Below are 11406 nucleotides of genomic sequence, written 5' to 3' on the forward strand. Positions count from 1 at the left end.
CCGAGGACAAAGCCCCACAAGGGAGAGGGAGAAGAACGTGGACGCAGAGACCGAGCACAGGGTGGCCGAGAACCGCCTCAACTGGGACGACCGCGCGCAGGTGCACGCGACGTCGCCGTTCTACGAGGTGGAGCGGCTCGTTGCGGACCGCGCGTACGTCTCGCCCGTGGCACGGCGCGACTATGACGTGCTGCGCCCCCACCTGGGGCCGGACGGCCTTGCCGGGCGCTCGCTGCTGCACCTGCAGTGCCACATCGGGACGGACACCCTCTGCTGGAGGCGCCTCGGCGCGGCCGAGGTGTGGGGCCTCGACTTCTCCCCCGCCTCGCTCGCGCACGCGCGTAAGATCGCCGCGCGCGCCGGGGAGGACGTCAGCTTCGTGGAGGGGGACGCGCGGCGGGCCTCAGAGGCGATCGACCGTCGCTTCGACGTCGTGGTCACCGGGACGGGCGCGCTTGAGTGGCTGCCCGAGCTCGCGAGCTGGGCGCGCTCGGCGGCGCGGCTGCTTCGGCCCGGCGGCGTTCTTCTCGTCCGTGACGACCATCCGCTGCTGGGCGCGCTCGTCTACGAGTCGCTCGAGGTGCACGGCGACTACCTCTCCGGAAGCGTGGACGACTACGAGGACGACGGGAGCTACGTGCCGGGCACCGCGGGCACGATCGCGCACACCCGTGCGCACAACTGGAACCATGACTTCCAGGAGGTCCTGGGGAGCCTGCTGGCGGCCGGGCTCTCGATCGAGGACTTCCGCGAGAGCCCCTACGCCGAGTGGCGCTCGCTCCCCTGCCTCGTGGAGACGCCCGACGGCTGGACCATGCCGGCGGGGGCACCGCGCATCCCGCTCACCTTTGCCGTGGTGGCGCGCCGCCCGGCGTAGCCTCAGGCCCTCTCGGCAGGGCGCCCGGCCTGGGCCTGCCCCGCGTCCAGTCCCGCGCGGCGACGGAGCTCGGCCATGAGCACCTCGTTGCCGATCACGCAGACCGCCGCGTCGCCGTCCTGCGGGGCCTCGATGAAGACGCCGTCGGACGAGGTGGTGCAGCGATGGGAGGTAAACTGCTCGGGCAAGCCCTCGCAGGGTCTCACGCCGCGCACGTGCTCGTACGGGATGATCGTGCGGCCCCAGCCAAAGACGATCTCAAGGCGGTCCCGGTAGAGCTCCACGCGGTTGCGCACCACGACGGGCCAGAGGAGCAGCGCCCCAATAACGAGCAGCGCGGCCGGAACGCCCGCCGGCATCCCCGGCTGGAGCGCCAGCACCGCACCCGCCACGGCAACGAGGCCGGAGACCAGCCCATACCACGGCGCCACCTTGCCGCGGAAGACGAGCTCGGGGTTTCCCTTGTAGATTCTCATGGCACGCATCCTTTACGTGGAAAGGGGACAGGCACTTTTGCACATTCTAGCCGCGTCGGGGCCTCCAGCCCTTGAGCGCCATGAGGCCAAGAAACGCGGCGAGCACCACCACGGAGAGCACAAAGAGCGCCACTGGGAAGAGCCAGAAGCCCACGCGCTCCGCCACCACGCCAAAGAGCGGCGGCAGCGTGAGCGAGCCCACGTAGGAGGCGGCCATCTGCACGCCGATCACGGACTGGGAGAGGTTGCGACCAAAGAGGCGCGGCGTGAGGTGCAGCATGTTGGGGTAGAGCGGGCTGTTGCCAAAGCCCACGAGGAAGAGGCCCACGGGCGCCGCCGTGAGCGGCAGCGGGGCCAGAAGCACGAGCACGGCCACAAAGGTGACCGCCTGCCCCAGGCCCACGAGCTGCTTGTTCGAGAGGCGGTTGGCGAGCACGCCGGAGAGGAAGCGCCCCGCCGTCACGCCCACGTAGTAGACCGTCACCATGCCGGCGGCGGCACCGGCCGCCATGCCGCGCTCGCTCACGAGGTAGCTCGCGCACCAGGTGTTGCAGACGCCCTCGATGGCGACGGACGCCATGAAGACGAGGCAGGCCAGGCGGATGTCGCGGCGCCGGATGAGGGCGAGCGGGCTTGCCGCGATGGGTGCGGGGTCGTCGTCCTGCTCGCCCGGCGCGCCCTCGTGGCCCACGCGCGACCACAGCGGCAAGATCGCGATCGTGGCCGCCATGATGGCCACCTGGACGACGGCCGCCTCGAGGTAGCCGTCGCGCCAGGTGCCACCCGAGAGCGCGAGCGACATCAAAAACGGGCTCACCGTGATGCCCACGCCGTAGGCGCAGTGCAAGAAGTTCATGTGCGTCGCCTTGTAGTGCAGCGCCACGTAGTTGTTGAGCGCCGTGTCGATGGCGCCGGCGCCAAGGCCCAGCGGCACGGCCAGCAGGCAGATCCACGGAAAGCCCGGCGCCACGGCAAAGCCCAGGAGCGCCGCCGCCGTGAGCGCCGTGGAGACCGCCGTCACGCGCCCGGTGCCAAAGCGGCCGATGAGCGCGGCCGAGGAGAGGCTCGAGACGATGGTCCCGCAGCAGGTGACCATCGTGACCATGCTGCCCCACGAGACGGGAACGCCCAGCTCAGGGTGCATGGCGGGCCATGCCGCGCCAAAGAGCGAGTCCGGGATCCCCAGCCCCACAAAGGCCACGTAGATAACAACGAGAAGAACGACGGACATGGGCAGCCCTCCCCGGGCGAGGCGGTGTGGAAACGTTTCCACACCATGATAGTGGCGCGCCGGGGACGCGACAAGGGAGACGCGCGGGCTTGGACGGTTCCTCTCGCCAAAACGTCCGCAAGCCGCACGCGCCCACGAGCGTGCGGCTTGCGGACGCTCCGGGCCGAGGAACCGTCCACAGCCCGCGCCTTACGAAACCCTCACTCAACCGCAAGGCGATCCGATGGCGGCGCGTCCGGCCCTCCCTCACAATGGCTCGGGCAAGCCGGGCGAGAAGAACGGACGACATGAACCTCATCAGGCGCTTCCTTGCGGGCTATACGGAGAACTTTGTGCTGGCGCTCGTGCTGTGGCCGTTCGCGTCGGTGGTGCTCACGCTGCCAATCCTGGCCTGGGTCTACCACCGCGACGGGCGCCCGCGCTTTGGCACGGTCGTCTCCACCTACCTCGCGGTCCTCTACGTGCTGGGACTGGGCTGCTTCACGCTCTGGCCGCTGCCGGAGGGCAGCTCCGGCCCCGGCATCACCTACGGCATCCCCTGGCAACTGGACCCGCTGGCCTTCGTGGGGGACTTCGCGCGCGAGGGCGCGAGCACGCTGCCGCAGATAGCCTTCAACGTGGTGCTGTTCATGCCGCTGGGGTTCATCGCGGGGCGCCTGCTGCGCTGGGGGTTCTGGCGCTCCGTGGTCGTGGGGCTGCTCGCGTCGCTGGCCATCGAGGTCGCGCAGGGCACGGGGCTCTTCGGCGTCTATCCGTACGCCTACCGCACGGCGGACGTGGACGACCTCATCTACAACACGAGCGGTACGGCGCTGGGGTGGGCCTGCGCGGCCGCGCTCGCGCGCGTGCTACCGCCCGGAGCGCTCGCCGAGGAGGGCGAGGTCACGCACGAGCCCGGCTTCGTGCGGCGCTGCGTGGCGCTCTGGCTGGACCTGCTCGTCGTCGGGCTCGTCTCGCTCGCGGCGGGAGGGGCGCTGGCGCTTGGGCTGGGGCCCGCCGGCGTCCCCGAGGGCGTGCGCTCCCAGCTCATGGACGTGGCGCTGTGCGCGGCGTTCGTCTGGGTCGAGGTCGTGGTGCCCTGGCGGCACGGCGGCTCCACGCCGGGCGGCGCCTTCGTGCGGATGAGCTGCGAGACCCGCGAGCGCACGGGCGCGCGGCGCGCGGCGTTCTACGTGCTGCGCGCCGCCGTGCTGGGCGCGAGCTGCCTGTTCTTCTCGCTCGCATGGCCCGTGCTGGGGCTCTTCTACCTGGTGACCAGGCAGATGCCATATGACCTCGTCTAGGGCGGTGTCCGATGCCGCCCTGGTGCGTATCGGCCCAACATCAAATCTGGACGCGGATTTTTGGCACTTTCGGGCCATAAAAAGGGGCGCAAAGTGCCAAAACGCCGCAGCCAGATTTGATGTTGGGCGAAGGCACAGGGCGAGAAGGACCCGCGAGCCGTCGTCCTTCTCGCCGGACGCCCGGCCTCAGCCCGCGAGGTCCGCGAGGGCGTCTCCGGCCACGCGGTAGACCGTCCAGTCGCTCATGGGCTCGGCGCCCATCGCGAGGTAGAAGTCGATGCTCGGGCGGTTCCAGTCAAGGCACCACCACTCCAGCCGGCCGCACCCCCGCTCGAGGGCGATCTGCGCGAGCCGCCGGAGCAGCGCCCTGCCGTAGCCCCGCCCGCGACACTCGGGCCGCACGTAGAGGTCCTCCAGGTAGAGGCCCGCCCGGCCGAGGAAGGTCGAGAAGTTGTGGAAGAAGAGGGCAAAGCCCACCTCGCGCCCGTCCTCCAGCGCAAAGATCACCTCGGCGGCGCGGCGGTCGAAGAGCTGCTCCTCGAGGGTGGCCTCGTCGGCCACGACCTCGTCGAGCATGCCCTCGTAGTCCGCGAGCTCGCGGATGAACGTGAGGACGAGCGGCACGTCGGCGCGCTCGGCGGACCTGAACTGTGGGCTATCCCCCATGTTACGACTCCCCTCTCACGCAAGACGCCGCTCAAGCACGCCACCGAGCGCGGTGAGCGCCACCACGAGCACATAGTAGATGAGCGCCGCCACGATCAGTGGCTCAAAGGAGCGGAAGGTCATGGCCTGTGCCGTGGTGGCCGCCTTGAGCGTGTCCGCGACGCCGATCGTGGAGACGAGGGCCGACCCCTTGAGCATCGTGATCGCCTCGTTGACGAGGGCGGGCGCCGCCGAGCGCAGGGCCTCGGGCACCATGACGTGGCGCATCGCCTGCGAAAATGTCATGCCCAGCGAGCGCGCGGCGTCGTACTGCCCCCGGTCAACGCCCTGGATGCACCCGCGCAGGACCTCGGAGACGTTCGCCGCGCCCGCCAGGCCGAACGTGGCCACCCCCGCCTGGAGCGGCGTGATGGCCCAGCCCGTGAGCTGCGGCGTGGCAAAGTAGACGAGGAAGAGCAGCACCATGAGCGGGATGCCGCGCGCAAGCGAGGTGTAGAGCCGGAGCACCCAGGCGAGCGGTCGGCAGCGCACGAGCTTGAGCGGCGCGAGCACGGCGCCGAGCGCGAGCGCCACCGCGAGCGAGAAACCCGTGAACTGGAGGGTCACCACCAGGCCGTCGCGAAACATCCCCGCGTAGGGGGCGATCAGGTCAAAGCGCACGTTCTTCTCGCCAGCCGCGCTAGGCGCCGCAGGAGAAGTCGGGGCCCACCCAGGCGTGTATGAGCTCCTCGAGGGTGCCGTCGGCCTTCATGTCGTCGAGCGCGCCGTCGAAGGCGGGGATGAAGGGCGCGCCCTTCCAGCCCATGATGCGGTAGACGCCCACGTAGTCGCTCGTCTCGTCGTCGGGCAGGAGCGTGCAGGCCAGGCCCGGGTTGGCCTTTGCCATGGAGTCGCCCTCGGCGCCGTCGCACACGTAGGCGTCCACGCGGCCGGCCACGACCTCCTGCATAGCCTGGTCGGCGGTGTCGTAGGTGGAGATCTGGGCGGCGGGGCACAGCTCGGTGAGCATCTGGTTCTGGACCGTGCCCGTCATGCAGGAGAGGCGGCACCCGTCGAGCGCGTCCACGTCCCTGAGCTCGGCGCCCTCCTTCGTGAGCACGCCCACGCGCGGCTGGTAGTAGCCCTGCGTGAAGTCGAAGGTCTCCTCGCGCTCCGGGTTGGAGGCAAGCGCCATGGAGAAGTCCGCCTGCTTGTTCTGGATGGCGGGCAGCGTGCCGGTGAAGGACATGGGCCTGAACTCGTAGGTGAAGCCGAGACGGGAGGCCAGCTCGTCGGCCACCGCGATGTCGAGCCCCACCGTCTTCTTGCTGCCGTCGTCTGCGGTCTCGACGTAGCGGTAGGGCTTGAAGTTGTCGTCCCCGATGAAGGTGAGGCGGGAGCCCTCGACGCCGTCGACGCCATCGGAGGGCACGTCTGCGGCCGATGTCCCCGAGGAGCAGCCGACGAGCGCGAGCGCGCCCGACGCCATCAGGAGGCCCAGGAACGACCTCCTGCCCAGACCATGCGCCACCCGAGCCGATGTTGCTGCCGTCATGCGAGTGCCCCTTCTCCCATTGATTACCCACATCGGCAACCCTAGCGTGCCTCGCGCCGCTGTCAAGGGACGAAACGCGACGGTCACGCGATGTTTCGCGAGAAGAACGTGGCGTCGGCGGCCCGGTACGGGCGCAGGCGAGCGGGGTCCACGACCGTATGCGCGTGTGCCGGCACGTCGCGCCACTTGACGGTGTGGCCGGCACCGTGGCTGCAGAAGACGGAGTCCGGCGTGTTGGGGAGGTCGGCCTCTGGGTCGTAGGCCGCGGCGGCGATGACCTCGTCGGCGTTGTGGCAGGCGCGATACCCGGAGAGCTCCAGCGAGAGGCGGCCACGACCGCCCGTGTAGCGCGCGACCTCGAGCGCGTACTCCCCCACCTCGGAGGCCGGGACCTCGCCCGTGATGCGCGCCACGTCGCCCGTCGCCGCCGGCGCCGCAAAGTCGGCCGCCATGCGCGTGAGGTCGGTGAGCGCACGGCCAACGCGGTCTGACGGCACGGTCAGGCGAAAGCGGTACCACGGCTCCAGGAGCCGGCACTCGCCGCGCTCGCGCGCGCCCATGAGCGCCTGGCGGACCGCGCGGTAGGTGGCCTGGCGGAAGTCACCGCCCTCGGTGTGCTTGGCGTGCGCGCGGCCCGCAAGCAGCGTGACGCGCACGTCCGTGAGCGGCGCGCCGGTGAGCACGCCAAGGTGGTCGCGCTCCTGCGCGTTGGTGAGGATGAGGCGCTGCCAGTTGAGGTCCAGCTCGTCCGTCGCGCAGCGCGTGCCAAACTCCACGCCGGCACCAGGGGCCGTCGGCTCCACGAGCACGCGGACCTCGGCGTAGTGGCGCAGCGGCTCAAAGTGGCCCACGCCCTCGGCGGGCGCGGTCACGGTCTCCTTGTAGAGGATGCCGCCGGGGCCGAAGGTCACGTTGAAACCGTAGCGCCCGCGCAGGAGCGCCGCGACCACGTCCTGCTGGACCTCGCCCATGAGCTGGACGTGCGCCTCCTGGAGCTGCTCCTGCCAGCTCACACCGAGCATCGGGTCCTCGTCCGCGAGCTCGCGAAGCGCCCGCACGAGGGCCGTGACGTCTGCCCCGGGCTCGGGAATCACCTGGTAGGAGAGGACCGGCGCGAGCACGGGGCAGGCACCCTCCGGCTCCGCGCCGAGGGCGCTGCCGGGGATGACATGCGAAAGCCCGGTGACGGCGCAGATGCGGCCCGCCGGCACCTCGGGCACGGTCTCGAAGCTCGCACCCTGATAGAGCCGCACCTCGTTGACCTTCTCGGCCCAGGGCTCGCCGCGGCGCCCCACGCCCGAGAGCGGCGTCTTCGCGCGCAGCGCGCCGCCCGTGACCTTGAGCCAGGCAAGCCGCTCGCCGCGCGCGCCGCGGCTCACGCGAAAGACGCGCGCCGCGAACTCCTTGGGCCAGGAGCGCTCGGCGAGAAATGCGACCATGCCGTCGAGCAGCTCGCGAACGCCCCCGCCCCGCAGCGCCGCGCCAAAGAACACCGGAAAGAGGGCACGCCCCGCCACCAGGCGCCGCAGCGTCTCCGCCGAGAGCGCGCCCGTCTCCAGGCACTCCTCGAGCGCGGCCTCGTCCGTCGCGGCGGCGTCCTCCACCGCAGCGGCGTCGCCGGCAAGCAGAGCCGCCGCGTCCACGCAGCCCGGCGAGAGCCGCGTGACAAGCTCGGCGAGAAGTTCTTCTCGCCCCGGGTTCTCCAGGTCGCACTTGTTCACAAAGACGAAGGTGGGGACCTCGTGCCGCGCGAGCAGGTCCCAGAGCGTCTCGGTGTGGCCCTGCACGCCGTCGTTTGCCCCGACCACCAGAATCGCGCAGTCGAGCGCGGCGATCGTGCGCTCGGCCTCCGCGGAGAAGTCCACGTGGCCGGGCGCGTCCACGAGCATGAGGTGGGCGCCCGCCCAGTCGAGCGCCGCGGTGGCCGAGAAAATCGTGATGCCGCGCTCGCGCTCCATGGCGTCGGTGTCCAGATGGGAGGTACCGCCGTCAACGCGTCCGGCCGTGCGGATGGCGCCCGCCTCGGCGAGCAGCGCCTCCGCGAGCGTGGTCTTGCCCGCATCGACGTGCGCCAGAAGCCCCACGACCGCCTGTCTCACGCAGTCTCACCGTCCTTCTCGCCACCTGTGAGTCACTCCAGCATGATACTTGACCCGCGCCGCACGCCGGGGCATACTGGCCACGTCGGACGAGCGGGGAATGGGCCCCGCAGCGCGGGTGGCGCCGCCATCGGACCGACGGAGAGCAGGAGAGCCGTGCGCATTCGCTAGACATCCTCAATCAGAAACCCCGATGTGCAAAGGTGCCTGCCGTGCAAAGGTGCCTGTCACTTTTGCACGGAGAAGAGATGTCTATGCAACTGATGCTCTCCGGCGTGCGCTACGCCTATCCCGCGGCCCGCGAGGCCGTGCTCGACAACGTCACCATCACCTTCCCCACCGGCTGGACCGCCCTTCTGGGCGACAACGGCTGCGGCAAGACCACGCTGGCCAAGATCGCCTGCGGACTGCTGACGCCGGACGCGGGCTCCGTCACGCGCGGCCTCGTCTGCGCCTACGTGGCCCAGGACGCCGACGAGCCGCCCGAGGCGCTCACCGACTTTGCCCTGGACTACGGCCGCGAGGCCCGGGAGCTCCGCGAGGCCTTCCGCATCGAGGACGACATGCCCTGGCGCTTTGGCGAGCTCTCCTTTGGCGAGCGCAAGAAGCTGCAGGTAGCCGTGGCCCTCTGGGGGCGGCCGGACGTGCTCGTGGCCGACGAGCCCACCAACCATCTGGACGCAGACGCCCGCGCCGAGCTGGGCGCGGCGCTCGCGCGCTTTCGCGGCATCGGGATCCTCGTGAGCCACGACCGCGAGCTCGTGGACGCGCTCGCCAGCCGCTGCGCGTCCTTCGAGCCCGGCGGCATCGTCGTGCGGCCGGGCGGCTACAGCGCGGCGCACGACCAGGCGGAGCTCGAGCGCGCGACGGTCGCGGCGGAGCGCACGGCCGCAAAGAAGGAGCTCGCGCGCCTGGCGGCCGAGAAGGACGCGCGGGCCCACGAGGCGGCCCGGGCCGACGCGCGGCGCAGCAAGCGCGGCCTAGACCCGCGCGACCGCGACGCACGCGGCAAGATCGACCTCGCGATCTTCACCGGCAAGGACGGGCAGGCAGGACGGCTCTCCTCGCAGATGGACGCGCGGGTGGCCGCCGCGCAGGAGCGCCTTGCCGCGGCCCGCGTGACCAAGCGCTACGACGGCGACCTCTGGATGGACGCCGAGCCCGCGCGCCGCCGCACGGTGCTGCACGTGCCGGCCGCGACCATCCCCTGCGGCCCGAAGGGCACGCTCGAGATTCCCGAGCTCTGGGTGGGGAGCACAGACCACGTGGGCATTGTCGGGCCCAACGGTGCCGGCAAGTCCACGCTGCTCGCGCACCTGCGGGTTCTTCTCACCCGGGCGGCAGGCGCGGGACAGGGCGTGGAGGTGCTGGACATCCCGCAGGAGCTCCCGGCGGAGGCGCGCGGGGCCGTGGTGGGGCGCGTCGCCGCGCTGCCCCCCGCCGAGCGCGGGCGCGTGCTCTCCACGGTTGCGCAGCTCAACTCAGACCCAGACTGCATCCTCGAGGGCGGCCGCACGAGCCCCGGGGAGCTCCGCAAGCTCATGCTGGCCGAGGGCATCCTGCGCCACCCCCAGCTCATCGTCATGGACGAGCCCACCAACCATCTGGACCTGCACTCGACCGAGGCGCTCGAGCGCGCGCTCGCCGCCTATCCCGGCGCGCTCGTTCTGGTGAGCCACGACCGGAGGTTCCTCTCGGCCTGCACCACCCGCACCTGGGAGATCCGCGACGGCCACCTGCGTGAGTGATTTGGGGTGGGGCATCAATCTTTCCGTCTGCCATCGCGACGGCGCCGCTCGCCGAAGCTCAGCCAGCCACGGCGCGAGAAGAACGCGATCTCCACGGCCGCTATCGTCACGCACGCCACGATTACCGCCGCATAGCCCCACGGGGCGTCGAAGAGCGCCATGTGCGGGAAGTTCATGCCGTACCAGCCGGTGATGAGCGTGAGCGGCATGACGATGGTGGTCACCACGGTGAGCCACTGCATGACGCCGTTCTGCCGCAGGTCGATGGACTCCTGGTAGAGCCCGTGCACCTGAAGGCTGTAGTCCTGCAGCGACTCCAGGCGCGCGGCAAGCCGCCCGAGCAGGCGCGCAAGCGAGCGCAGGCGCGCCTGGTCCGCGGGCGCCACGAGGCCGGTATCATCCTCGGCAAGCTCGCCCGCGAGGTCGGACATGCCCTGATAGAACGTGTCGAGCCCGAGCATGCGCCTCGAGTCCGCCATCATCGTGCGCCGGTCCGGGCGCTCATGTCCCTCGAGGACCTGCTCCTCGAGGCGCTCGAAGTCCTCCCGCATGCGGGAGAGCCGGGCCGGGTGGTCGCGCAGGAGCTCGCGGAGCAGCGCGCAGAGCGCGCCCGCGGGCCCCTCGACGCGCGCCCGGTCCTCAACGGCGCGGCCGAGCGCCGTGGCACAGGTGTCCCCGTCGTCGATGAGCACCAGCTCGGAGGCGGTGAGTATGAAGCCGAAGCGCCGCCGGCCGCTCGAGGAGACCACGAGGCCCGCGGCGCCCGTGGACGTACGCTCCAGGAAGGGCATCGCGGCGTGCTCCAGCTGCCCGAGCACCTCGCGCTGCGTGTGCGAGAGCCCACGGGCGCGCGCCTCATCGAGGCGCCGGAGGACCACGACGGCACGCCCGTCCTTCTCGCCCGTTGCCAGATGCCCGTTTGCCATGTGCCAGGCCCGCGCCATGACGCGCCTCCGTCCTTAGCCGACGTAGGGGTTCGGTATGGGTTCTACCCGTTGTCGTGTGCGACAATAGCCCCGTTGGACCACCGACCCAAGGAGGCAGCATGGACATCGTCATGGAGCGCGACCGCGTGCAGGTGCTGGACGACAGCTGGAACGTACTGGCCGAGGTGACCTTCCCCCAGGTTGAGCCCGGCATCGTGGAAATCGACCACACCTTTGTGGACGAGTCCCTGCGCGGGCAGGGCGTCGCGGGCGAACTTCTGGGCCGCGCCGTGGCGAGCATCGCCGCGAGCGGCTACTACGCGCGCCCCACGTGCTCCTACGCCGTCAGCTGGTTTGAGAAGCACCCGGAGCACGCCGGCCTTCTCGCGTAGCCGGCCCTCCCGTAGCCGGCCCCCAAGGGCCCGGCGCCCCACCGCACGGCGCCGGGCCCTTGGGGGCAAACGTGCGGGCGGGCCGACGCGCGCCAGGGGCCACCGCACACCCCCTCTTCACTTTTGCTCCCCCTCCCCCTTTTTCACGGGCCCCTGCGCAGCCCCTTCACGGGG

The 11406-nt window shown here is 71.0% G+C and carries 11 protein-coding genes; 4 read left to right on the forward strand and 7 right to left on the reverse strand.

Annotation, left to right across the window (positions count from 1 at the left end):
• The first annotated feature begins 37 nt into the window (after positions 1-37).
• Positions 38-877 carry a class I SAM-dependent methyltransferase gene (locus B5F84_RS07970; RefSeq protein ID WP_087322555.1) on the forward strand — a complete coding sequence of 280 codons (840 nt, stop codon included), beginning with the start codon at positions 38-40 and terminating at the stop codon, positions 875-877.
• 2 nt (positions 878-879) lie between these two features.
• On the opposite strand, the gene B5F84_RS07975 is transcribed toward B5F84_RS07970, so the two are convergent.
• Positions 880-1353: a hypothetical protein gene (locus B5F84_RS07975; RefSeq protein WP_087322557.1), complete on the reverse strand. Its 474-nt coding sequence runs from the start codon at positions 1351-1353 to the stop codon at positions 880-882.
• A 46-nt stretch (positions 1354-1399) separates the two neighbouring features.
• Positions 1400-2584: an MFS transporter gene (locus B5F84_RS07980; RefSeq protein ID WP_087322559.1), complete on the reverse strand. Its 1185-nt coding sequence runs from the start codon at positions 2582-2584 to the stop codon at positions 1400-1402.
• A 287-nt stretch (positions 2585-2871) separates the two neighbouring features.
• Between B5F84_RS07980 and B5F84_RS07985 the strand changes: the two genes are divergently transcribed.
• The gene (locus B5F84_RS07985; protein ID WP_087322561.1) at positions 2872-3867 is read left to right on the forward strand and encodes a VanZ family protein; all 996 of its coding nucleotides are present in this window, start codon (positions 2872-2874) and stop codon (positions 3865-3867) included.
• 186 nt (positions 3868-4053) lie between these two features.
• Here the strand turns inward: B5F84_RS07985 and B5F84_RS07990 are convergent, their stop codons facing one another.
• The 4 genes from B5F84_RS07990 to B5F84_RS08005 all read right to left on the reverse strand — a co-directional run bounded on the left by B5F84_RS07990 (position 4054) and on the right by B5F84_RS08005 (position 8166).
• A complete protein-coding gene (locus B5F84_RS07990) occupies positions 4054-4533 on the reverse strand; it encodes a GNAT family N-acetyltransferase (protein WP_087322563.1) in 480 nt (159 codons plus the stop codon).
• A gap of 15 nt (positions 4534-4548) precedes the next feature.
• Complete coding sequence (locus tag B5F84_RS07995; protein ID WP_204205539.1) at positions 4549-5193, reverse strand: amino acid ABC transporter permease; 645 nt, start codon at positions 5191-5193, stop codon at positions 4549-4551.
• Between the two features lie 19 nt (positions 5194-5212).
• Positions 5213-6067, reverse strand: coding sequence for an ABC transporter substrate-binding protein (locus tag B5F84_RS08000; RefSeq protein ID WP_158094521.1), 855 nt, complete (start codon positions 6065-6067; stop codon positions 5213-5215).
• An 83-nt stretch (positions 6068-6150) separates the two neighbouring features.
• On the reverse strand, positions 6151-8166 hold the full coding sequence (locus tag B5F84_RS08005; RefSeq protein ID WP_087322567.1) for a TetM/TetW/TetO/TetS family tetracycline resistance ribosomal protection protein: 2016 nt from the start codon (positions 8164-8166) through the stop codon (positions 6151-6153).
• Between the two features lie 254 nt (positions 8167-8420).
• Between B5F84_RS08005 and B5F84_RS08010 the strand changes: the two genes are divergently transcribed.
• Positions 8421-9914: an ATP-binding cassette domain-containing protein gene (locus B5F84_RS08010; protein WP_087322569.1), complete on the forward strand. Its 1494-nt coding sequence runs from the start codon at positions 8421-8423 to the stop codon at positions 9912-9914.
• 14 nt (positions 9915-9928) lie between these two features.
• Here the strand turns inward: B5F84_RS08010 and B5F84_RS08015 are convergent, their stop codons facing one another.
• Entirely contained in the window at positions 9929-10840 is a 912-nt protein-coding gene (locus B5F84_RS08015; RefSeq protein ID WP_239378320.1) for a CorA family divalent cation transporter, read from the reverse strand.
• A 119-nt stretch (positions 10841-10959) separates the two neighbouring features.
• Here B5F84_RS08015 and B5F84_RS08020 point away from each other — a divergent pair, with 119 nt between their 5' ends.
• Positions 10960-11232, forward strand: coding sequence for a GNAT family N-acetyltransferase (locus B5F84_RS08020; protein WP_087322574.1), 273 nt, complete (start codon positions 10960-10962; stop codon positions 11230-11232).
• Positions 11233-11406: the final 174 nt, after the last annotated feature.

Source organism: Olsenella sp. An290 (assembly GCF_002159535.1).
Classification (GTDB): Bacteria; Actinomycetota; Coriobacteriia; order Coriobacteriales; family Atopobiaceae; genus Thermophilibacter.

Bases quoted from the DNA above. Each gene is read 5' to 3' on its own strand.
- B5F84_RS07975 (WP_087322557.1), bottom strand. From the start codon at position 1,353: ATGAGAATCTACAAGGGAAACCCCGAGCTCGTCTTCCGCGGCAAGGTG.
- B5F84_RS07980 (WP_087322559.1), bottom strand. From the start codon at position 2,584: ATGTCCGTCGTTCTTCTCGTTGTTATCTACGTGGCCTTTGTGGGGCTG.
- B5F84_RS07985 (WP_087322561.1), top strand. From the start codon at position 2,872: ATGAACCTCATCAGGCGCTTCCTTGCGGGCTATACGGAGAACTTTGTG.
- B5F84_RS07990 (WP_087322563.1), bottom strand. From the start codon at position 4,533: ATGGGGGATAGCCCACAGTTCAGGTCCGCCGAGCGCGCCGACGTGCCG.
- B5F84_RS08000 (WP_158094521.1), bottom strand. From the start codon at position 6,067: ATGACGGCAGCAACATCGGCTCGGGTGGCGCATGGTCTGGGCAGGAGG.
- B5F84_RS08010 (WP_087322569.1), top strand. From the start codon at position 8,421: ATGCAACTGATGCTCTCCGGCGTGCGCTACGCCTATCCCGCGGCCCGC.
- B5F84_RS08015 (WP_239378320.1), bottom strand. From the start codon at position 10,840: ATGGCAAACGGGCATCTGGCAACGGGCGAGAAGGACGGGCGTGCCGTC.
- B5F84_RS08020 (WP_087322574.1), top strand. From the start codon at position 10,960: ATGGACATCGTCATGGAGCGCGACCGCGTGCAGGTGCTGGACGACAGC.